The organism is Luteirhabdus pelagi (assembly GCF_016827595.1).
Lineage (GTDB): Bacteria > Bacteroidota > Bacteroidia > Flavobacteriales > Flavobacteriaceae > Luteirhabdus > Luteirhabdus pelagi.
Genome location: NZ_JAECMS010000003.1, coordinates 178616 through 201831, shown reverse-complemented (window position 1 = coordinate 201831; position 23216 = coordinate 178616). Strand labels below are relative to the sequence as shown.

General features: G+C 40.9%; 22 protein-coding genes. 6 read left to right on the top strand and 16 right to left on the bottom strand.

Features of this window, described 5'->3' with window-relative positions; translation table 11 throughout:
• Positions 1 to 25 precede the first annotated feature (25 nt).
• From I4Q58_RS10185 to I4Q58_RS10165, 5 genes are read right to left on the bottom strand one after another with little or no spacing between them, the layout of a single operon-like run.
• Positions 26 to 2917 (bottom strand): T9SS type A sorting domain-containing protein, encoded by a 2892-nt coding sequence (locus I4Q58_RS10185; RefSeq protein ID WP_203295767.1) that lies wholly within the window; start codon positions 2915 to 2917, stop codon positions 26 to 28.
• Between the two features lie 30 nt (positions 2918 to 2947).
• Positions 2948 to 3643 carry a response regulator transcription factor gene (locus I4Q58_RS10180; protein WP_203295766.1) on the bottom strand — a complete coding sequence of 232 codons (696 nt, stop codon included), beginning with the start codon at positions 3641 to 3643 and terminating at the stop codon, positions 2948 to 2950.
• A complete protein-coding gene (locus I4Q58_RS10175; RefSeq protein WP_203295765.1) occupies positions 3640 to 5025 on the bottom strand; it encodes a sensor histidine kinase in 1386 nt (461 codons plus the stop codon). The genes I4Q58_RS10180 and I4Q58_RS10175 overlap by 4 nt, the downstream gene beginning before the upstream one ends.
• A gap of 50 nt (positions 5026 to 5075) precedes the next feature.
• Complete coding sequence (locus I4Q58_RS10170) at positions 5076 to 5525, bottom strand: thiol-disulfide oxidoreductase DCC family protein (RefSeq protein WP_203295764.1); 450 nt, start codon at positions 5523 to 5525, stop codon at positions 5076 to 5078.
• A 22-nt stretch (positions 5526 to 5547) separates the two neighbouring features.
• Positions 5548 to 7287: a tetratricopeptide repeat protein gene (locus I4Q58_RS10165; protein WP_203295763.1), complete on the bottom strand. Its 1740-nt coding sequence runs from the start codon at positions 7285 to 7287 to the stop codon at positions 5548 to 5550.
• A 286-nt stretch (positions 7288 to 7573) separates the two neighbouring features.
• On the opposite strand from I4Q58_RS10165, the gene I4Q58_RS10160 reads away from it, so the two are divergent.
• Entirely contained in the window at positions 7574 to 9085 is a 1512-nt protein-coding gene (locus I4Q58_RS10160) for a thiol-activated cytolysin family protein (RefSeq protein ID WP_203295762.1), read from the top strand.
• A 47-nt stretch (positions 9086 to 9132) separates the two neighbouring features.
• Here I4Q58_RS10160 and I4Q58_RS10155 read toward each other — a convergent pair whose 3' ends face one another.
• Positions 9133 to 11301, bottom strand: coding sequence for an endonuclease MutS2 (locus I4Q58_RS10155; protein WP_317194062.1), 2169 nt, complete (start codon positions 11299 to 11301; stop codon positions 9133 to 9135).
• A 40-nt stretch (positions 11302 to 11341) separates the two neighbouring features.
• Here I4Q58_RS10155 and I4Q58_RS10150 point away from each other — a divergent pair, with 40 nt between their 5' ends.
• Positions 11342 to 12007 carry a uracil-DNA glycosylase gene (locus tag I4Q58_RS10150; RefSeq protein WP_203295760.1) on the top strand — a complete coding sequence of 222 codons (666 nt, stop codon included), beginning with the start codon at positions 11342 to 11344 and terminating at the stop codon, positions 12005 to 12007.
• Positions 12008 to 12531: 524 nt separating this feature from the next.
• Here the strand turns inward: I4Q58_RS10150 and I4Q58_RS10145 are convergent.
• From I4Q58_RS10145 to I4Q58_RS10100, 10 genes are all read right to left on the bottom strand, one after another.
• Entirely contained in the window at positions 12532 to 13092 is a 561-nt protein-coding gene (locus I4Q58_RS10145) for a DapH/DapD/GlmU-related protein (protein WP_203295759.1), read from the bottom strand.
• A 6-nt stretch (positions 13093 to 13098) separates the two neighbouring features.
• Positions 13099 to 13326: a tautomerase family protein gene (locus I4Q58_RS10140; RefSeq protein ID WP_203295758.1), complete on the bottom strand. Its 228-nt coding sequence runs from the start codon at positions 13324 to 13326 to the stop codon at positions 13099 to 13101.
• Between the two features lies 1 nt (position 13327).
• A complete protein-coding gene (locus I4Q58_RS10135; protein ID WP_203295757.1) occupies positions 13328 to 14074 on the bottom strand; it encodes an SDR family oxidoreductase in 747 nt (248 codons plus the stop codon).
• Positions 14075 to 14092: 18 nt separating this feature from the next.
• Positions 14093 to 14614, bottom strand: coding sequence for a cupin domain-containing protein (locus I4Q58_RS10130; protein WP_203295756.1), 522 nt, complete (start codon positions 14612 to 14614; stop codon positions 14093 to 14095).
• Between the two features lie 151 nt (positions 14615 to 14765).
• Complete coding sequence (locus tag I4Q58_RS10125) at positions 14766 to 15644, bottom strand: helix-turn-helix domain-containing protein (protein WP_203295755.1); 879 nt, start codon at positions 15642 to 15644, stop codon at positions 14766 to 14768.
• Between the two features lie 65 nt (positions 15645 to 15709).
• Positions 15710 to 16372: a hypothetical protein gene (locus tag I4Q58_RS10120; RefSeq protein ID WP_203295754.1), complete on the bottom strand. Its 663-nt coding sequence runs from the start codon at positions 16370 to 16372 to the stop codon at positions 15710 to 15712.
• A 132-nt stretch (positions 16373 to 16504) separates the two neighbouring features.
• Positions 16505 to 17359, bottom strand: coding sequence for a substrate-binding domain-containing protein (locus I4Q58_RS10115; RefSeq protein ID WP_203295753.1), 855 nt, complete (start codon positions 17357 to 17359; stop codon positions 16505 to 16507).
• On the bottom strand, positions 17356 to 18240 hold the full coding sequence (locus I4Q58_RS10110; RefSeq protein WP_203295752.1) for a nucleoside phosphorylase: 885 nt from the start codon (positions 18238 to 18240) through the stop codon (positions 17356 to 17358). The genes I4Q58_RS10115 and I4Q58_RS10110 overlap by 4 nt, the downstream gene beginning before the upstream one ends.
• Before the next feature lie 35 nt (positions 18241 to 18275).
• The gene (locus tag I4Q58_RS10105; protein ID WP_203295751.1) at positions 18276 to 18599 is read right to left on the bottom strand and encodes a translation initiation factor; all 324 of its coding nucleotides are present in this window, start codon (positions 18597 to 18599) and stop codon (positions 18276 to 18278) included.
• Between the two features lie 8 nt (positions 18600 to 18607).
• On the bottom strand, positions 18608 to 19558 hold the full coding sequence (locus tag I4Q58_RS10100) for an isopenicillin N synthase family dioxygenase (protein WP_203295750.1): 951 nt from the start codon (positions 19556 to 19558) through the stop codon (positions 18608 to 18610).
• A gap of 121 nt (positions 19559 to 19679) precedes the next feature.
• Between I4Q58_RS10100 and I4Q58_RS10095 the strand changes: the two genes are divergently transcribed.
• From I4Q58_RS10095 to I4Q58_RS10080, 4 genes are all read left to right on the top strand, one after another.
• Entirely contained in the window at positions 19680 to 21686 is a 2007-nt protein-coding gene (locus I4Q58_RS10095) for an alpha-ketoacid dehydrogenase subunit alpha/beta (protein WP_203295749.1), read from the top strand.
• A gap of 98 nt (positions 21687 to 21784) precedes the next feature.
• On the top strand, positions 21785 to 21946 hold the full coding sequence (locus I4Q58_RS10090; RefSeq protein ID WP_116693629.1) for a DUF1328 family protein: 162 nt from the start codon (positions 21785 to 21787) through the stop codon (positions 21944 to 21946).
• A 37-nt stretch (positions 21947 to 21983) separates the two neighbouring features.
• Positions 21984 to 22466 carry a lipocalin family protein gene (locus I4Q58_RS10085; protein ID WP_203295748.1) on the top strand — a complete coding sequence of 161 codons (483 nt, stop codon included), beginning with the start codon at positions 21984 to 21986 and terminating at the stop codon, positions 22464 to 22466.
• Positions 22463 to 23173, top strand: a complete 711-nt coding sequence (locus I4Q58_RS10080) for an OmpA family protein (RefSeq protein WP_203295747.1) — start codon at positions 22463 to 22465, stop codon at positions 23171 to 23173. The genes I4Q58_RS10085 and I4Q58_RS10080 overlap by 4 nt, the downstream gene beginning before the upstream one ends.
• Positions 23174 to 23216 lie beyond the last annotated feature (43 nt).

The following is a 23216-nucleotide window of genomic DNA, read 5'->3' as shown; positions in this document are numbered from 1 at the left end:
TTGAAAAAAACTACATTTCCCTACGCTATTGAATCATCAAGCGATAGGTTCCTGTATTGCCATTTGCCTTCACTTGCAACAAGTAAGAACCTGTTGCCAAGGCCGACACATCCACACTCGATTGCGTGTTACCAATCTTTTGTTGTAGCACAGTCTGACCCAGCATATTAATAATGCTGATCGCTTCAATAGACTCATTTGCCTTCAGATTTAGAATCGCATCGGTAGGATTTGGATAAAAGGTGAAACCTTCGAGTTGGTTATCCTCGGTATTCAAGAAATTTCCATCTATTGTGATATCTGTAATCCCACCTGTATTCACGACAAACACATAATATGCTTGTCCAGCAGTTGTATTGATGGTTGCTGTAGTTCCAGGAACACATTGGTTCGTATTTTGGTCGACCAATACCAAATCGGTTTCGGTTGCATTTTCATCAGGTGCTTCGTAAAAGGTGACGGAGCTAGCGCCTGCAGGAGAAACAATAGTCGCTGTTGCATCGCCATCACCTGCCGACGTAAAGTTGTACCAAACTCCATTGGCACCATCGATATTACAGTTTAACGGGCTACCATCTTCTGTGGTTGCCGCTGGCATGGCTACGGATGGATCGGTGTATGGAAAGCCAAGCTCATCGACATCAATTGAATTTACGATCATATCGTTCGGTGGTGGTACGGGCGCACAATCGATATTAAGTGAAAAGTTTCCGGTTGCACTTCCAAAGCCGTGAACTAGGATATAATACGTGGTATTGCCGTCACCGCTGAAGGTAACTTCAGATTGTAGGCCACAGGCATCATCATTATCCGTTTCACATACCAACGTACCACATTCGCCTGTATACACTGTCAATTTGCTATCGAAGTCCGTTCCACCATCACATAACGATACAGTGTAATCTGCTGCCAAACCACTATCATCGGTAAAGGCATACCAAACACCTGGTGCGGTGATAGCTGTACTGCACTCTGGTGCGTCAGAATCGATAGATGCGTTTTCTGTTGAACCTGTAATGGTTTCACCACAGGCAATAGGAAGTGCTCCTTCACATTGATCGTTCTCCGGAGGCGTGATACACGAGACGTTTAAACTGAAGTTTCCTGTGTTATCGTTAAAACCTTCTACCATAATGAAGTAGGTACTTGTGCCATCGGAAAGAAAAGATACTTCAGACTGTACACCACATGCATCGTCATTAACCGCTAATTCATTTGTCAGATCACAGCTATCGAATACGCGGAGCAAGGAATCGTAATCGGTACCACCATCACACAATGAGATGGTTACAATTTGCGGATCGCCGGTTCCCGTAAAGCTGAAAAATTCATCTGGTGCGATATTTCCACCGCTGTCGGTATCGAAAGTTGTTTCACCAGTAACCGTTTCACCACATGTTAAAGGAATAGCACCATTACAACTGTCGTTTCCAGTGTTAAAAGGAAAGAACCTTGAAATATAAATATCGCGATTTCCATTACTTGTCAAAATATCTTCACCCGATAAAGGATTAAAATCTACACTGTCTTGAAAGATACCCGAAGTGATAATCTGGTCCTCATCGTTGAAAAGCACATGTGCGTTTCCTTCTGTGCTTGGACCACCAACAGTCCAATGGTTTTTATATGTACCATCAGTTCCTAGTTGCATGATATAGTTATCGGCTGCTCCATTAACGGTGGTAGTTGATTCTCCTGTACCGGCATCAAAATCTGTTGTTCCGTTAAAGGAACCACTTACAAACAAATCGCCATTTGGTCCTTCCGCAATAAAAAATACGTTTTCCAAAGCAGTATCATCATCACCTCCAAACGCGTACGTATATTGAAAGTTTCCATCGCTATCAAATTGGGTGAAGAATGAATCCAGTGCTCCTCCGTTTGGCGTTGGGATTTCTTCTCCCGCTGATGGGTCTAGATCTGCTCCCGCTGAGAACATTCCACCAACATAAATTTCGGAACCAATGGCACGAATTACATTACCGATCTCAAGTCCTGGACCTCCAAAACCTTGTCCCCAGATGTAGTTTCCATCGGCATCATATTTAGCCATAAAAAGATCGTTTCCGCCTACTGAGGTATATTCATCGGTGTTGGTTTCATCGGGATCCATATCGACCACATTTTCTACACGACCCAGAACTACTAGGTCGCCATTATCGTCGAACTCGATGTCTTCAACTTCAACCAATCCGCCAGCACCTGGAAGGGTTTTTACCCATACGAAGTTACCATCAACATCTAATTTTAAGATAAAACCGTCTTTTGTACTGCTATCTTCAGAAAATACAACATTATCGACTGAAGGATCGGGATCGAAATCTGCTAAAATGAAGGATCCTCCAATATAAACATTACCATCGCTGTCCAATTCAATTGTTTGAGCGTCTTCGTTAATGGCACCAAAACCGAAAGGATTGCTTATCTGCTTTGCCCATACGAAATCGTTGTTGCTATCCAATTTTATTACAAACATATCGCGGCTAAGTCCGAATGCTGGTTGTAATAAAGGGAATACGTCTGGCCCAGGATCGGCATCAAATGGATTACTGGCCAAGGCACCTTGGAAATATCCCGTTAGATAAACATTATCGTTAGCATCGATAGCGATGTCGATAACAACATCGTCAAATCCGCCACCAAATCCTAGTACATCCAATGGATTTCCTTCGCTGTCATGCAAGGCAACGTAACCATCGGCGTTACCACCAGCCCAAGTAATTGATTCTGTCCCTACGGTAATGGTTCCAGAATATAATCCCGGTGTGTATACCACCCCTTCACTATTTTGCACCGAATTTAGCGCAGTTTCAATACCTCCGTCCCCAAAGGTGTTGGTTCCAAAGTACTCCTGTGCCTGCAACATCCCTACAGAGAATAGCAAGCAAAGAAAAATTGATCTTGTAATTGTTTTCATAATAACTAGTTGAATTATTGATTTAGATATTTATTGAATAGTAAACTCCAATCCCACACCCCTAACACTTTCGAGGCTAATGCGATCGTCATTTTTTAAATATTTTCGAATTCGGCTCAGGAAGACATCCATACTTCTTCCAGAGAAGAAGTCTGTTTTGCCCCAAACGCCCGAAAGGATTTCTTCTCGACGAATCAATCGGTTCCTATTTTGATAGAGGAAATACAGCAACTTAGCTTCACGCCCCGTTAACTTTTGAATGTCATCTTTTCGCTTTAGTTCTAGATTTTTAACATCGAAGGAATAGGAGGCTAGTTCGATTTGCTCGTCCTCAGGCAAGTTTTCTTGAAACGTATTTTGTTGCTGGGTGCGTTTGATAATGTTCTTTATTCTGAAGATTAGCTCTTCTGCCTCGAAAGGCTTTATCACATAATCGTCGGCGCCAAGTTTCAATCCTTTAATACGGTCTTCTTTGGTCTTGCGGGCCGTAAGGAATAAGAACGGAATGTCGGGACGTGCTTCAATGATCTTTTTTGCCAAGGTGAAGCCATCCATAACGGGCATCATAATATCGAGCACGCAGATGTCGAAGTCGCCTTCGCTAAATAGGGTATGTGCTTCTTCACCATTTTTACCCCAGGTTACATTAAAACCATTCAGCTCCAGATACTGCTTCAGCATGGTTCCAAAATCGTGGTCGTCTTCTGCAAGTAAAATTCTGTTCATGATATAATAGGAAGTTTTATGGTGAAGGTTGTGCGCTCTCCGGTTTCACTTTCTACTGAAATGTTCCCTTCATGGGCGATGATTATCTGCTTGGTGTAATATAATCCAAGCCCTAACCCTTTGTAATTGTGCTTGTTCTTTTCACCTATTCTGAAAAACTTATCGAAGATGTATTTCTGATATTTTTTTGAAATTCCAATGCCATTATCCGATATTGAAATACGGTGCTGGTTGGTTTCCTTTTCGATATCGTAGGTGAAGACGAGTTCCGAGCCTCCATATTTCACGGCATTATTCAGGATATTGATAATCGCCGTACCTAGAAAGAAAGGGTCCGCTGTTAGCGTTAAACCTGTGTTATCGATGTTCTTTAGAATATCTACTTCCTTATCCAACGATAATTTATAGTCTTCCATAAGTCGATTTAAAAAGACGCTAGGATTAAACTCTTCTTTCGATAACTGAATCTGTTGATAGCCAAGACTACTTTTCAATACTTGATCAATCAGATTCTGAAGACGGCTATTCTGACGCTCAATTATCTGTATAGCTTCATTCCGCATAGTTTCATTCTGCTTCGCCTGCTCGCTCGTAAGCGTCTTGGTTGCCAAGGATAGGGTGGAGAGCGGTGTCTTTAATTCGTGGGTAATATTATTTATAAAATCGGTTTTTATTTCCGCTACGCGCTTCTGCTTCATCAAATTTTGAAGGGAGTAATAAAAGAGCGCTACCACAAAGAGGAGTAGTGCACTGGCGGCAATCAGCAAACCTGAGAGTTCACGCAGTAAAAGAGCATTCCAATTGGTAATGTTCATATAGATGCTAGACTTGAAATTTAAGTCGACGGTTTGAACACCTTTCGGCATTTCAATTTCGTGGTCCTTTTGCCATGTACTATTGTTGATAAGAAGTCCATCCTCCTGAGCAAAGGATTTTCCTAGGAGTAAGATGGTATCTTGATCCTTTAGGGGATAGAGATTTTCGGTATTTCCAATAGAGTCGGTAATTGAGATTGACGTAACGATTTTTTTAATTTGAACATCAAATTTGTCATGATACTCTTGCAACCCAGTGTTAAACAAGGTTGTGAAACCGGGATTTATAGCTTCGGATTTTCTCTCTAAGCGGTTAACAAGTTCTTGTTTCGATATTTCCTTTTGCTTATATAGCTCTAAATTGGAAAGGAAATCGTTTCTATATAACCATGCAATACTATCTACTTCTGGAGTATTGTAGACCTTGGCAATAGCATTTCGCGCATCGATCGTAATCGTTTTTTGCTTCAGTTCATAAGTATTATAAATAAGGTATCCCTGAATAGCGATAAGTGCTATTAGGGTGAAAATTGAAAAAATAACCAGTAACTTCGATTTCGATTGCATGGGCTAAAAATACGTTAACCCCGATCTATTAGAAGAATTATGAAGGTGCGTTAACGTTGCGTTAACTTAGATGAAGTGTGAAGTAATATATTGCCGTATAGGAACTTGGACTTCAACTCCGGCGTTGGGATCATGCAGCTCTCTTTCTTTCCAAACCACTTATAGCGGTTCTTTGCGATATAATCATATACGGCATTCCTAATGAATTTGGGCAGTATCAAAAAAGCGGAAAGTAATGGCCATCCGCCTGAAAGATGCCTGGCGATGCGTAGGGCTGCCGACGATTTTTCGTAATGGGTATCGCCATCGACAAGGATAATGGAATCGGTTTTGGAAGTATCGATGTTATGCTTGGCGATTAATGCTTGTCCGATACTTTCCTGAAGCGCAGCGAAGCGAAACATATCCCTTTTGTCACGCTTAATAATGAAAACAATACTGCTATTGCATAAATTGCAGACACCATCGAAAAGGATAATTTTTTTGCCATTTTCTTGCATGCCACAAAAATACAGAAGGATTTTATAAGGTATTTAAAAACTCCAACAAATCTTCCGACCTATCGAGATTAAGTTTTTTCTTTAAGCGGTATTTCGCTTTTAGAATAGTATCTGGAAGTACATTTAAGATAGTTGCTATTTCCTTGGTTGAAAGATTCATACGAAGAAATGTCGCCAATCGAATCTCTTTTTCGGTGATGGAAGGCGAATTATCCTTCAATTTTGAATAGAAGGATTCATGCACTTCACTGAAATAGTTTTTGAAGGCTTCCCAGTCTTTTTCTGAAGCTTTCTCCTTTTTTAGTAAAAGAAGAAGACGTTTGCTGTTTTTAGAAACATCGGAAGGAGCTTTCTTTAAATCCTTTATACCTTCCGTCAGTTCCTCTATAAAAGAGTTTTTTTGAACCAGATGAAGGGTTTGGGAAGTGAGTTCCTTTTTTCGGAAAGCTAATTCCTGCTGCAGTATTGCTTCACGCTGGCTCCGTTTCAAGTCCTTCTTCCGCTGCTTTTGAAGAAAGCTGTAATACAAGAGGCTTGCAATGACTAAAAGCGATACCAACCCAATGCCGTATAGGGTATTGCCCAATTTCTTTACTTTCAAATCTTTGTTAAGTAATTCAATTTCAGCTTCTTTTTGTGAAGTTTCATATTTTACCTGAAGCTCATCAAAGCGCTCCATGTTTTCCCTTCCCGTGATACTATCTCGCATATTGAAATGATGCTCGCTACTTTCATAGGCATTCTTATAATCACCGAGGGCAGCATATATTTTAGCCAACTGACCATAATCCGTGGCCATCGCATTATATGCTGCCGCCTTTTGGTTATGCGCTAACGATTTTTGAAGAAAGGGGAGTGCCTTTTCATAGTCTTCCAATGCTAAGTAGACACTTCCCAATCCCTTATTTCCTCTTGCCTCTAATTCAGAATGTTGAACTTTTCTACCGCCTTCTACCACTATTTCAAAATAGGGCAAGGCTTTTGAATAAGCTTTCTGAAATTTATACAAATTACCGAGTGCCAAGCCATTAGTGGTTATATAGAAGGACATGCCTTCTCTTTCATAAAGCGATTTTGCAGCCAACAGGTATTGCTCTGCAACCTCATAATTTTCGAGCTTGGAATAATTGATACCCAGATTGTTCTGTAGATGCGCTTCAAATGTGGCATTACCTTCTTCCTTATAAATTTTTAAGGCTTTTTCGAACTGTTTATTCGAATCTTCCAACCTATTCAGATCGCCATAAATACTGCCTAGTGTAATATAATCCCTTGCCAGGTAACTGGGTTTAAAACCAAGAGAATCCTTAAGTTTAATAGCTTTAATAGTATATTCAATTGCTGCTTCAAAATCACCCATTCTTCTAAAGCTTATACCGAGATTTCCTAGGGCTAGGGATTTGTTTTTTATGCTTCCCGAAGCTTCAAAATGCCTAACTGCATTCTTATAGTTTTTTTGCGATTCCTTCAAATTGGACAGTGTGCCGAAATAAAGGCCTTTGCTAAGTGCCAAATACCCCTGGCTTTCCCGATTATTTTGATCCCTTGCAGCCAATCGTGTCATGGTATCCAAAACTTTTTTGGCTGCTTTAGGCTCATGCCCAACATGATGATTGATAACCTGTCTATAGGTTGCCAATTTTTCAGAAATGGTTGGAGCGCTTCTAATGATTCTGTAAAGACTATCAATATTCTGTCGTTCCTGTGCATTGAGGGTTATAATGGAAGAAAGAAATAAAAAACAAAGTAAAACTCGTTTCATGCATATGGATTTTCATTCTCTAAAGTACGGTATTTCATTGAATTAGAGATGATTAGTGCTAAAAGTATTGTCCATGTGTCAATTTTCTCAAAAGAGCAAAAAAAAGATTTAACTATCTGGTATACAAATATTTAAGTATTAATTATTCCTACGTAGTATCTCGTATTTTTATAGTTGTCCATGGTTTGTCCATGCCTATTTTACCTCATTCGGAAGTGTTACAGAGTACATTTATCAAAAATCACTTATACACTATATTATGAAACCGAATAAACTAATTTCTACTATGCTATCATTACTTGTGATAGTGCTGTGCTTACAGTCTTGCAGTAAAGATGAACAGGAATCTTCTACAAATCCGGAGGCGGGAGATATCGATGCCTATCTTAGAGGATTAGCGTACGACCCAAATGAAATGTTGAATGTACAAGATACGGGAGGCAGTTCCAGTCAACGAACCTTATTGGAAACTTCCGAATCCACTTCCAATCCCGATCAAGGAACCGTATTCGATTGCCAGATTGAAGACTATAGTCTTGCATCCAACTATGAAGATGTTGCCATTTTACGTCCGACAAATGATGTAATCTTTCCTGGAGCTTTGGTGGCTGGAGATCAAAATATGTTGGATGGATCGCCAAATCTAATAACATTGGACCGCTCGCCCATGACATTGACCATCGATCTTCCGGGTATGGGAGATCAAGGGGTTCTTAATATCGAGAATCCACAAAACTCAAGTGTACAGCCCAGTATCGATAACGCCTTGCAATGGTGGAACGATAATGCCTATGAAGAAGGCTATGTGAATGCTGCAAATTCTACCTATCAATCGGCAACCTCTTATTCATCTGTACAATTGGGAATGGATATCGGACTTAATGCCCAATGGGCGACAGGCTCCTTTGCATCGCAATTACAATTTGAAAGCAGTACCGAAAGTCGGGTTGCTTCCATTGCGTTTAAACAGGTTTTCTACACTGTGAAAATGGATGCTCCCAGTACTCCATCTGCTGTTTTCGGCCCAAATGTTTCATTGGATGATGTTACAACTGTTTTAAATAACAGTACACCCCCGGCGTATGTGAGTAGTGTAAATTATGGCCGCATCATAATGATACGAATGGAAACCTCAAATGTGAATTATGATATCGATGTAGCAGCGGTTTTAGATTATGCTACGGGTGTAAATAGTGGTAGCGGCGACATAAATGTATCATACGAATCTGTGCTGAATAATTCTTCTTTGAGCGTGATAACTATTGGCGGTAATGCGGAAGTAGCGGTAAGCGCCATTGAAACCGCCAACATAGAAGAAGGTCCTGGCTCTATAAGTCATATCATTACGGGTGAAAATGCTGTATACAGTCGCGACAATCCCGGTGTGCCCATTGGGTACACCATACGCTATTTGAAAGACCATTCCTTAGCCAAAATGGGATATACTACTGAATATACGGTCGAAGAATGTGGAAACTTCGGATTTGTGCATGATGAAATTACAGTTGAAAACAACTCTTTTCATGATACCCGATTCCATTTTAAGTACAAAGGGCAGAATAGCGATATCGTTTATAACGGTCAAAGTTATTACTTAAATCAAGATGACCGTGTTTCACATCGACCACCAAACGGAGCACACGATGTTTCTATAATCTTTGAAAGCCAGATAGGTGCTGGCGAATATGAGTTCGTCAAAGAGATAGACTACAACTATATTTACTACGAGCGTTGCTACGAATTTTACGGAGGAACGATATTCGATCAAGCAGAGGTCCAACAGATTAGTTGCGATTAATATCTGAAACAGCTAACAAAAAGCCGTGAATGTTATGTCACGGCTTTTTATACTTTTTCCAATTCCTCCAAACTTACATCGGCTGTAAACATACCATAGTTTACGATGGCTTTTTTCTTTTCGATAGTATCGATAGTGCCAATGGCCCTACCGTCTATCATACGAACACGGTCACCGACCTTTAAGGTTACTTTCGGTTTCGGTGGTGGTGCTTTTTTCTTTTCTTCTTTTTGCTTTTTCTTTTCCTTTCGAATAACGGCTACTTTCTTTTCAACTTCTTGCTGCACCTTTCGCTCCTTCGCCTTTTCTTGCTGTTTCTTTTTCTTCGGAACCTTTTTCCGCTTGCTATTTTCAACCATCACCAATTTGAAGAGTTCGTCGAATAGCGATTTCTTTCGTTTGTTGTGAAAAAATTTTTCCGCCAACGCATCCACTTTCTTACCCAAGGCAATCATTTTCTGATTGCTATCGTACAGTTCTTGATAGCTTTCCAGCTTTTCCTGAACCCTAGCGTTCACTTCCTCCAGTTGTTTGTTTTCTTCCCGCGCTTTTTGTTCTTCAGACTTTAGGCTTGAGGTTGTTTTCCGAAGCTGTGAACGTTCTTGCTGAAGCTTCGCAATGGTTTTGTCGAAGCGAACCTTTCCGCGTTCAATTTTCTTTTTTGCCTTATTTATCAGGCTATAGGGAATACCATTTTTTTGCGCTACTTCAAAAGTGAAACTGCTTCCGGCTTCACCTAGCTGCAGCTTATAAATGGGTTCCAAACTCTTACGATCGAATTGCATATTCGCATTGATGGCGTTTGGCAGTTCATTAGCAAGCAGCTTCAGGTTGGTATAGTGGGTCGTAATAATTCCGAAGGCCTCCCGTTCATAAAACACTTCTAAAAAGGTTTCAGCCAAGGCACCGCCCAGCTCGGGATCACTTCCCGTACCGAATTCATCGATTAAGAATAGCGTTTCAGAATTACACTTCTTCAGAAACTGATTCATTTTCTTCAGTCGGTAGCTATAGGTGCTTAAGTGGTTTTCAATCGATTGATTATCGCCAATATCCGTCAATACCCTTTCAAAAAAACTGAACTCGCTCATCGCATCCACTGGCACTAACATTCCCGTTTGTAACATCACCTGAAGCAGGCCAACGGTTTTTAGCGTGATACTTTTTCCACCGGCATTTGGGCCACTAATCACGATAATGCGCTTGTCGGGAACCAATTCGATGGTTTGGGGATAGGTTTTCTCCTTTCGCTTCTGATTCGCCACCAATAGGAGTGGGTGATAGGCTTCCTGTAAAAATAGGCGCTTATCCTTGGTTAGTATGGGAAGCACTCCTTCGATCTTTACAGCGTATTTCGCTTTTCCGAAGAGGACATCCACTTTGATAAGATATTCCTGATACGATTTCAACAGGCCTTGATACGGTCTGATGTATTCCGTTAATGCTTTTAAAATTCGTTTTACCTCTTCGCGTTCCTCATACTCCAAATTACTGAGCTCATTAGCATATTCTAGGGTTTCTTGTGGTTCAATATATACGATGCTTCCGGTTCTTGATTGTCCGAGTACGGCTCCTTTCACTTTACGTCGGTGCATGGCTTTTACGGCAAGAACGCGACGATTTTCTACCACCGATTCACGAATTTCATCTAAATAATCGGCTTGTGAGTAGTGCGATAAGGCCTTTTGAAAAGAAGAATTGATCTGTCCTTTCACCACATTTAAACGCTTTCGAATAGCTGCCAAATCATCGGATGCGGTATCCTTAATATTTCCGAAGCGGTCTACGATGCGATGTATTTCATCGGAAATAAGGGATGTGTAGCTTACTTCGGAAGAAAAATCATGAAGTGATACGTAAAATTCTTCATATTTTTTGAAGAATTTCAGTAATTCCTTGGTGGTTTCGGTAACGGAAAGGATGCGGCGAAACCCTGAAACCTCTAATACACTATTTTCAATCCCGAATAAATGAAGCTCTTTATGAATAGGTTCAAAACCATGATTTGGGATACGATTATCGTTTTCGAAGGAGGCCGTAAATTCCTTTACTCGTTTAAGTTCGGGTGTAACCGATTCAAACTGTGAAAACGGGCGTAATTTGAGTACCGCTTCCTTGCCGGGTTCCGTGATGCAAAATTCGGATACCTGTTGCAAGACTTGTGGAAATTCTAAGTCTTCTAAGGTTTTTGAATGTATGCGTACCGTTCTCGCCACGAATTGTATTTTTACAGTTTTGGAGCACAAAAATACAACAATGCAAGTAACCATACACGAGAGTTGGCAGCAGGTATTAGCCGACGAATTTGAAAAGCCCTATTTTAAGAATTTAACCGATTTTGTTAAGAAGGAATACACCGAAAACCGTTGCTTTCCGCCGGGAGGTAGGATATTTTCTGCATTCGATCATACGCCATTCGATGAAGTGAAAGTTGTGATTCTTGGTCAGGATCCGTACCATGGACCGCGTCAGGCAAATGGTTTATGCTTTTCAGTAGCGGATGGTATCCCGAAGCCACCTTCCTTGAACAATATTTTTGAGGAAATCCATACCGACATCGGGGCGGCGATTCCCAATTCCGGTAATTTAGAACGTTGGGCCGACCAAGGGGTTTTATTGCTAAACGCGACTTTAACGGTACGAGCACATCAGGCCGGAAGTCATCAAAATAAGGGATGGGAGAAATTCACTGATGCTGTCATTCAGAAATTATCGGAGGAACGGGAAGATTTGGTTTTTCTATTGTGGGGAGGCTATGCAAAGAAGAAGGGAAAGGTTATAGATGCCTCAAGGCATTTGGTCTTAACAAGTGGCCATCCTTCGCCACTAAGCGCCAATAGGGGCTATTGGTTTGGAAACAAGAATTTTAGTAAAACGAACGAATTTTTAAAGGAGAATGGTAAATCGCCTATTGCGTGGTAAGCGAATGATAATTAGGAGCTGTAATTAAAACGAATGCGGAATAAATCCGCATTGAACCTTAAGTAATTATAGATGGTAAATGGTTGAAAATGGTAGGAGAGAAATGAAGCGAATGCGGAACAGGTCCCTGCCCTGCCGGCAGGCGGGCGCATTGAACTAAAAGATAATTTATATGATAAGGGATTAAAACCGGGAGATAGTAATTAAAACGAATGCGGAATAAATCCCTGTCCTGCCGACAGGCGGACGCATTGAATTTGACATTAAAGATGTAAATAGTTTTGCTATTAACAATGCGGAACAAGTTCCTGCCCTGCCGGCAGGCGCATTGAATTTTTTATTCGTCTTCAGGGGTTTCTGGCTCGGCAACATTGTTACAGCTAAACTGCAAAAGCAAAAAATTCGTTACCAAAAGTGCCCCAAGGATGATTAGAAAGGTAGTCATAATATTCGCATTTACATATACTAGATACGGGAATGCGAAAAGGGTTGCGTAGAATCTTAAAAAAATTAAAAAATAATAGTTAAGGAACTAGTTTCTTAAGCAGTTTGGCCGGAACGCCACCTACGAGCGAATTAGGTTCCACATCTTTTGTAACGACCGCTCCAGCAGCCACTACCGCGTTCTCCCCAATCGTAACTCCAGGCAGAATTGTAGCATTAGCACCAATCCAAGCATTTTTCTTAATCGTTACCGCTTTAGGGACAAGCGTGTTGCGTTTTTCAATTTCCACAGGATGATTTTCGGATGAAATGTTCACCCGTGGTGCTATCATAACGCCATCTTCAATCGTGATGCCACCTAAATCCAAAAAGCTACAACCATGATTTATGAACACATTTTTTCCTAGGGAAATATTACGTCCAATATTGGTATGAAAAGGAGGGAAGATGGTGGTACTTTCATCAATTTCGGCACCTAATATCTGACTTAAATACTTCCGCACTTCATCCACGTGCGTAGCAGCATTCATCTTAACAGAAATTTCAAGCGTCTTGTTTACCGCTTCACGAATCTGACCGTACTCTGGATCATCCATCGGGACTGCTTCACCAGAAAGCATGCGTTCAAAAATATTCTTCATACGATATTACATTTTATATCCTGGTGCCTTATAAAGTAATTCTTTCCGACCTATAATAGCGTTCGGATATACTTCATTTTTCCACTCTTCTCGTGTAAAATCCTCAATGGTTACCGAGTATGACGCATTGCCATACCCGATAACTTTTTGGGCTGCTTCAATAACAGCTGAGGAGAGTTGCTTTTTTTCTTCTTCTGTTTTGCCTTCCAGCAATTTAATCTCGAAATGGGGCATCTTACAGTTCTTGAGAGGTCGGACGGAACAGAATCTCGTTGATATCTACATCATTGGGCTGACTAATAGCATAGGCTACTGCCCTAGCAAAGGAGTCCGGAGAAATAGCGTGCTCTTTATAATATTGCTTCATCCCCTCTGCAGATTCCTCATGCGTAATATGCTCTGGCAATTCCGTGTCGACCGCACCAGGTGAGATGATGGTGGTACGAAGATTATACGGAGTAACTTCCTGTCGCAATCCTTCGGAAATAACGCGGACGGCATGTTTGGTCGCACAATATACCGATCCAGAAGGCGTCACCTTATGTCCTGCCACCGAAGAGACATTTATGATATGACCCGATTTCTGTTTTTTCATTTGTGGTAATACCGCTGCTATTCCATATAGAACACCTTTCACATTTACGTCAATCATATTGTCCCATTCGTCGGTTTTTTGGCTTTCGAGAGGTGATTGTTGCATGAGTCCAGCGTTGTTCAGTAAAACATCTATTTGACCAAATTCATCGATTGTATCATTGATTAATTTCTTCACCTGATCTTCCTTCGTAACATCCGTTGGTACGAAAATGGCATTTCCACCTTTATCATTGATTTCCTTCGCCAATTTTTCAATTCTATCGGAACGTCGTGCAGCGAGTACAACCTTTGCTCCTAAATCGGATATATGTCTAGCGGTAGTTTCACCCAATCCGCTGCTCGCTCCTGTAATAATGACTACTTTTTCTTCAATATTCTCTTTCATGTTTTTTATTTTTATTGTTTACTGGTTTAAATATTCTTCATCCGTTACCGGATCTTTCCAATCCACTACGCCTTTCTCAGTATTGGGGACGATATAAATATGTGTCATTGCACTATCTTCGGAAGCCCCATGCCAATGCGTAGTATTTGGTGGACATTTGATAACATCACCTTTTCTAATTGTTTCTTTTGATTGTCCTTTAATTTGATGATATCCTACACCCTCAGTTACGATCAGAATCTGACCAGATGGGTGGGAATGCCAATTACTCCGAGCTCCCTTTTCAAAACGTACATTTCCTGCATTTGTGGTGAAGACAGAATCTTGACTTACCAAACCGTAGACTTTCGCCGTTCCGGTGAAATATTTGGCTGGAGCTACATTTCCCTCGGGAAATAACGGTTCATTTTCAACAGTTGATACCTTTTCGTCTTGGAGTTCTTTTGAAGAATTGGTTTCTTCGCTCTTTTCCTCACATCCTAGAAGGGTTATAGCGACAATAGCTACGGATGAAAAGATGATCTTTATATTCTTTTTCATAATAGTATTTTTAGGGTAGATGGGATTCTTGCGATTGGCAAGAAATAAACCATACCTTTTCAAAATAGGGGATATCCCTAATTATCTATCACAAAATTAGTTAAGAGATATGGTGAATCGTTAACGAAAATCAAACGAAAAAGTAAGAAAATCAAACTTTTTGATTTCGATAGCTATTTGGGGTAGTGCCCAATTGCTTTTTGAAGAAGTTGTTGAAGTAAGTAGGATATTGAAATCCCAAGGCATAGGCGATTTCGTTTACGTTCCAATCGGTATGTTGAAGTAAAGCCTTCGCTTCATTCGCCACGCGTTCGGATATATGGGTTGAAGTGGTTTTGCCTGTTACGTTCTTAACGGCACGGTTCAGGTAATTAACATGCACCGAAAGTTGCGAAGCATAATCATTTGCGGTTTGAAGCTGAAGTGGATCGTCTGGCGATTCAATGGGGAACTGTCGCTCGAGTAACTCTAAAAAAACCGTGCTCAATCGAGAGGCAGCGTTCGAATGTTGGCCAAAATCGGTAGAGGGTGTCATTTTCATAGCCTCATGAATAATAAGGTGAAGGTAATTCCGAATGACATCATCCTTATGCGAATAGTCGGTATCCTGTTCTTCAATCATTTTCCGGAAAATCCCGTTTAGAAACTCTCGTTGGGTTTCAGAAATTCGTAAAACAGGTGTTCCGTCTAATTTGAAGAGTGGCGCATCTAGAATGCTATCGGAATGATTGGAGAGTTTTAGAAAGGCCTCTGAGAAAAGGCAGGTGTATCCAACATATGTTCTCGATATCGTTTCCCATGAATAGGGGATATGGGGATTTCCGAAGAATAAAACAGTACCCTCATGTTTAAAGCTACGGTCGGCATAATGAATCTTGCTTTCGCCGGTGGTAAGACAAATTTTATAAAAATCCTTTCGACTGTAAGCACGTGTAGCATTGCTATCCTCTTCAATTTGGAATACTTTGAAACCTTTTAATTTTAGGTCGTTATTAAATTCCGAAAGGGAACGCTTTGTTTTAATTTGCATGCTACAAAAGTAAGGATTTCAAACATTTGAAGCCAACGATCCTAAATATAGAATAGAATAAGGAATTATTTTCCACCAACGCCCATCGTTGCCATTTCTTCTAAACTTTTCACTTCGGTTCCCTCGGGGAATTCCAAGGTATATTGATCTATTACAGTATTATTTTTGAGTTCAATAGCAGTATACTTTATTAGTACTCCTTCTTGCACGGGAACTTCCATCTCCAAACACAATCCTGGAATTTGGTTTGGCATTTGCTTTAGTCCTTCAGGACGATCGAATTTTTCTGTATACCAAAAAATAGTCTCATTGCCTTCGGCGCTCGTAATGACAGCTTTTTTACATTCTTGGCCTAGAATCATCTTTGTTTGATCAAAGAATTTTAAATCGACCTCAGCTGCTACCGCTTCGGCCTCTTCTTCCAATACATCCGGATTCCCTTGAAAAGCCATTTTCCCCATCATTCCAGTCATCAACATTTTCATTTCTTCCGTTTTGGTGTCATGTTGCATTGTCATTGTCATCATAGTGCCCATCTGAGTTTTCACCCACGTCCTTTCCTCACTCATTGCTAATTCCATAGTAGTACCATCCATCATCATACCCATCATTTCACCTTCATCGGTGGAGGCGGAAACATCAGTTTCATATTTAACATATAAACCATTCTGTGCTACGCTGGTAACGGTTACAAGAAGTATTGCAATTAAACTATAAAGTAATTTCATAATTTTTGAAGTTAGTTAAGTTGGACACAATGTACGATAATTGATTTAATTCTGGATTTGTGGTTTTTTCAGAATGAATTATTGAAAAAGACATTTCGATAATGAATCATTGAATGTAGCCTTCAACTACTATTAAAACGTTCGTAAAATTGAAGAAGCTTTAACTTTATGGTCGATTAAATCCAACTCATTTAGCTTTTCTTGTACTTTATCAATCTCAGCCTCAGTCAAGTTTCGCTGACTCCATTCCGTCTGCTCCAACCAAGCTCGTACATCCTCCACCTTTTGGTCGTATCGTTTCGAGAGCATCAAATCGATGTCCTCAATATCCTTAAAAGATTTCGTGTTTTCGTTAATCACTTCCAGGATATCGGAAACGAGCTGTTTGTTTTCTTCTAGAAATTCATCTCTTACAGCAATTACGAAACACGGCCAAGGCGTTGGGCATTCGCCTACACGGCGAAACGGTCCGTTATCGACATAAGGCTTTGTTGTAAACTTTTCCCACATAAAATAATCGCCGTTTCCCTTCGGAAGGTTAGTCAATGCACCATCTAGATTCTCGATCACCTTGAAATGGAGGTCTTCCTCCGTATCCCAACCCTGACGTTCCGCATTTACATAGGCCATTAAGTGCGATCCAGAGCCGAATCTACTAATCGCCGCATCGGTACCTTTCAAGTCGGTCACCGTTTCATACTCAGAATTTTTAGCCACATGGATTCCCCAGATCAATGGTGATTTAACGAATACCTGAACAATTTTTGCAGGATTCCCATTAATGATATCGCGTACGATTCCTTCTGTCAAAATCACCGCCATATCGATATCGCCGTTTCGTAAGGCTTCGGTCATTTCACCAGTACCGCCATAATAATCCTGCCACCGAAGATTGATGTTCTTTTTATGATATTTCTTATCGCGAAGGGTTAAATACCACGGTAAATTAAAGTGTTCGGGAACGCCGCCAATTCTAACAGTTTTCATTCGGTAAGGATTCGTAAGGTTCTTGAAATAAGGGTTGAAATATCTTTTTTGGGATCTTCACTAAAGGTGCCATCCGCACGATTCGCGATAATAGCGTTTAGCGATAAGGCTTTATGGTCTAGCAGGCTAGCCATGCCATAAATCGCAGCGGTTTCCATTTCAAAATTGGTAATCTTTTTTCCTCCAAAGTTGAAGCTGGCCACCTTGTCGTTTAAGTCGGCATCCTGAACGGCCAAGCGTAAGACGCGGCCCTGTGGACCATAAAATCCAACATTGGTAGCCGTAACACCTTCAAAGAAATCGTTTCGTTTGGTGAATTTTTCACGTAGTGAAGCATCGCCTTCAATAGCATAGGGTTTGGAATTATCTGGATTCCAATGGGTGTGTTTTACAAAGGCCTCAGTAAATGCCACATCGTTAATGCTTTTAAGTTCTTTATAAAAGTGAAGCAAATTGTCGAAGCCCAATCCCATTTCGGCTGCGACAAAGCTGCCAACGGGAATTTCGGCCTGTAATGAACCGGAAGTGCCGACTCTAACGATGGTGAGTGAGTTTTTTTCTTCCCTAATTGTTCTGGTGTTGAAGTCGATGTTAACGAGCGCATCTAACTCGTTCATTACGATATCGATATTATCGGGCCCGATACCTGTTGAAAGCACCGTCAGTCGCTTTCCGCGATAAGTTCCGGTATGCGTTTTAAACTCACGCTTTTGTTTTTGGACTTCCACCGTATCGAAAAATCGTGAAACCTTATCCACCCGATCTTGATCGCCAACCGTAATAATCGTATCGGCAATATCCTCAGGCAGCAAATTAAGGTGATAAATACTGCCGTCCGGATTCAGAATAAGTTCGCTAGGGGAAAGGTGTGCTGCTTTCAAGGGGAGAGTTTTTTTAATTATAGAAGGCTATTCTTTCAACCGCCAACGCGCTTTACCGCAAAGCCTTTTTCCTTTAAATAGTCCATGATTTCCTTTCTGAAATCGCCTTGAATGATGATTTGCTCATTCTTGAAACTTCCGCCAACACCTAGTTTCGTCTTCAGTTCTTTGGCCAGTTGTTTAAAATCGCTTTGCGCACCATTGTATCCATCGATGATGGTAATCGGTTTTCCGCGGCGCTTTTCATATTTGCATAACAACGGATCGTCCTGAAGCCATACAGTCGATTCCTCTTGCTCGGGCTCTTCTGGTGGTTCGTGGTCTGGAAATAAATCTTTTAATTGATCTTTTAAGTCCATGATGGTTGTTATTTTTTTATCAATCCGATTTCAACCAAACGTTGGTGAAGGAATTCACCTGCCGTGATGTCGGAATAGGCCTTTGGATGCTCATCGTCCATACACGCGTCCAGGCAATTTAATTTCATATCGCTTCGAGGATGCATAAAGAACGGAATGCTATAACGAGGCGTGTCCCATTGGTCGCGGGGTGGATTCACGACACGGTGAATAGTACTACGCAATTTATTGTTGGTGTGTCGCTCTAACATATCACCTACGTTAATCACCAATTCATCTTCTTCTGGAATGGCATCGATCCATTCGCCATCTTTGCGAAGTACCTGTAGTCCGCCGGTTGAAGCACCCATCAATAATGTAATTAGGTTGATATCGCCATGCGCACCAGCGCGTACAGCACCTTTTGGCTCTTCCGTTATGGGAGGGTAATGAATAGGACGAAGAATGCTATTTCCATTGGCAACCCATTGATCGAAATAATTTTCATCGATTCCAATATAAAGCGCTAACGCCCGAAGGACGTAGATCCCTGTTTTTTCCAGCATTCGATAGGCTTCCATACCAGTTCTGTTGAAATCTGGCAATTCGCTGACCTGAACATTATCGGGATATTCTTCAGGTAAATCGACATTCTTATCAGGTTCTTGTCCGAAGTGCCAAAACTCCTTCAAATCGCCTTCTTTTTTACCTTTGGCGTGTTCCTTTCCAAAGGAAACATAACCGCGTTGACCACCAAGACCTTCAATTTCATATTGCTCCTTGGTTTCAACAGGAAGCGCAAAGAAAGATTTTACCTCTTTATATAATTCTTCTACCAATTCATCACTTAAAAAATGATTCTTTAGCGAAACAAATCCGATTTCCTCATAAGCTGACCCGATTTCATCAACAAATTTTTGCTTGCGTTTGGGGTTGTCCGATAGAAAATCGGCTAAATCTACACTTGGTATATTATTCATGGTTCTAGGTTTTACCCTACAAATATACCAATAATGTCGTTTTTCACCTTCTAAAAAAGGAGTGATAAATAAGGGAGGGAATAGGTTTTTTTCTACTTTTGGTTTGCTAAAGAAATAATAGATGCCTACCGATACCAAACCCCATATTCATTTTGATTACAATCGAAAAAACCTTGACGATGATACGCTTTTAAAACTGTATCGACGCATGCTGAAACCGCGCATGATAGAGGAGAAGATGCTCATTTTATTGCGTCAGGGAAAGATTTCGAAGTGGTTTAGTGGGATTGGCCAAGAGGCGATTTCGGTAGGTATTACGTCTGTTCTTGAAAAAGATGAATACATCCTGCCGATGCACCGAAACCTTGGGGTGTTTACCACACGCGACATTCCATTACATCGTCTTTTCTCACAATGGCAAGGGAAGGCGAGTGGCTTTACTAAAGGTCGTGACCGATCCTTTCATTTTGGCACACAGGAATTCAAGATTGTCGGGATGATTTCGCACTTGGGACCACAATTTGGCGTTGCCGATGGGATTGCGCTAGGAAATGTGCTAAAGAAAAACAATCAGGTGTGTGCGGTTTTCACTGGTGAAGGTGGAACCAGCGAAGGCGATATTCACGAAGCCATGAACGTTGCAAGTGTTTGGGATTTACCCGTGCTATTCTGCATTGAAAATAATGGATACGGGCTTTCCACACCTACGCATGAGCAATATAAATGTGAAAACCTTGCGGACAGAGGAATAGGGTATGGGATGGAAGCGCATATCATTGAGGGCAATAACATTTTGGAAGTTTATACGAAGGTCCGTGATTTGGTCGAGGATATGCGGAAAAATCCGCGTCCCGTGCTGTTGGAATTCAAAACCTTCCGGATGCGAGGCCATGAGGAAGCGAGTGGTACAAAATATGTCCCACAGGACTTAATGGATGAATGGGCTGCGAAGGATCCGTTGGAAAACTATGCTGAATTCCTTCGGAACGAAAAGATATTGTCAGAAGAAGCCGAAGTTGCCTTTAAAAAGGAAATCATGGCGGAAATCAATGAACATTTGGCGTTGGCTTTTGACGAAGAAGCGATATCTTCAAATGAAACTAATGAGTTAAATGATGTATTTCAAAAATTTGAATATCAAGAAGTTGAAGAAAATATAAATAAAGAAGAAATACGCTTAATCGATGCTATTTCACAAGGGTTGCGACAGAGTATGCAACGGCATGACAACTTGGTTCTATTGGGTCAGGATATTGCCGAATATGGCGGTGTATTTAAAATAACCGAAGGCTTTGTTGAAGAATTTGGAAGAGAGCGGGTGCGCAACACACCCATCTGTGAGTCGGCTATCGTTTCATCAGCCATGGGACTGTCCATAAATGGATTTAAAGCCGTTATGGAGATGCAGTTTGGCGATTTTGTTACGTCCGGTTTCAATCCTATCGTTAACTATTTGGCCAAAAGTCATTACCGATGGAACCAATCCGCCGATGTTGTCATTCGCATGCCCTGTGGTGCCGGTGTAGGAGCGGGACCCTTCCATAGCCAGACGAATGAAGCTTGGTTTACTCATACCCCAGGTCTAAAGGTGGTATATCCGGCATTTCCGTATGATGCAAAGGGATTGTTGGCAACATCTATTGAAGACCCAAATCCTGTGTTATTTTTCGAACACAAAGCCTTATACAGAAGCATTCGACAGGAGGTGCCTACCGATTATTATACCTTGCCATTGGGAAAGGCAACGTTGTTAAGGGAGGGTGATGATATTACCATTATTTCCTACGGTGCAGGAGTGCACTGGGCATTGGAGACCTTAGATAGACATCCTAATATTAATGCTGATATCATCGATCTACGAACACTCTCACCATTGGATACGGAAGCGATCTACACTTCGGTGAAAAAAACAGGGAAGGTAATCATTCTTCAGGAAGACTCGCTATTCGGTGGGATTGGTTCGGATATTTCAGCGCTGATCAATGAAAATTGTTTCGAACATTTAGATGGGCCTGTCAAGCGTGTGGCAAGTATGGAAACACCGATTCCATTCGCTTCAGCACTCGAAAAGCAATATCTTCCAAACGAGCGGTTCGAGCGGGAATTGAGCGATTTACTCGCTTATTAATCCCTTAACATTTGCTGTTAAACTTAAGATAAACATTCTGTAGCGGTCTCGCTTCTTATGTACCTTAGTGATATACTAATCATTAAAACCCACTAATTATGGTACGTTGGATCATTATTTTTCTAGTAATTGCAATCATTGCAGCAATCTTTGGATTTGGAGGCATCGCAGAAGGTGCTACTGATATTGCAATGATTATTTTCTGGATTTTCTTAGTACTTTTAGTACTATCTTTATTATCAAGACTTTTCAGAAGGTAATAATGTATTACTAACGAAACAAAACTAATCACAACTTATGAAGAAATTAATTGCACTAACCGCGTTGGTGGCTACACTATTCTCCTGTGGAACGCCGAAAGCGGTTCAAGAATCAAGAAAGGTCATTAAGGGATATTGGCAACTCAATTCTATAACATATAGCGAGAGTGGTACCTTTAATGTTAGCATTTTCAACGATACTTCAGCCGAATGTATGGAAGGAAGTACATGGCGATTTATTCCGAACAACAATACGGGTAAATACACCATTGAAGATCCTAACTGTCCTACTGGCGAACGAAATTTCATTTTTACTATTCAGGAAATCGATCCCACAAGTGGATTATATGATTTTCTTTTGAAACCTGTAAATGCTAAAGGTGACTCAGAAAACGATGTTGGATTTCGTGTTCAGTTGGCACAACTGAGTGAAAATAGTATGCAATGGCAACAAACGGTGTCGTTGGAAGGAAGTCCTTTTACAATTAATATGAATTTTTCTAAAATGAATGAACAATGAGAACACTCCTTAAAAAAATATCGATAGTAAGTTTATCTATGCTTTTGATTGTTGCCTTCACCAATTGTGAAGCGACTCGAAATGCTAACAATAAACAAAAAGGTGCCGTAATCGGTGCCGCTGGTGGTGCAATTTTAGGTGCTATTATCGGGAACAATGTCGGTAAAGGCGGTAATGGTGAACTTGGTGCTGTTATTGGCGGTGTTGTAGGTGGTACAGCCGGTGTTATCATTGGTAATAAAATGGATAAGCAAGCGCAACAAATCGAACAGGAGATTCCTGGGGCACAAGTAGAACGTGTGGATGACGGTATTGTCGTAACTTTCGACGAAACCAGTGGTGTTTATTTCGATACCAATAAATATAATATCAACGCTGCGTCACAGGAGACGTTGAATAAATTGGCCAATGTACTTCAGGAATATCCTAAAACCGACGTTTTAGTTGTTGGACACACCGATAGTACTGGATCAGAAGAGTACAATATGACACTTTCCAAGCAACGTGCGCAATCTGTTACGAATTATTTTACACAAAATAGAGGATTGGCACCAGGGCGTTTTACGACCAACTGGTTTGGCGAAACAACGCCAGTTGCTGATAATAGTACTGCAGAAGGACGCGCCAAAAACCGTCGCGTAAATGTAGCCATCGTTCCTAATGAAGAGATGGTACAAGAAGCTGAACAAGAAGCAGCCGGTAATTAATCACATAGAAATAAGTTTGACAAAACCCATTCCAATACGTGAA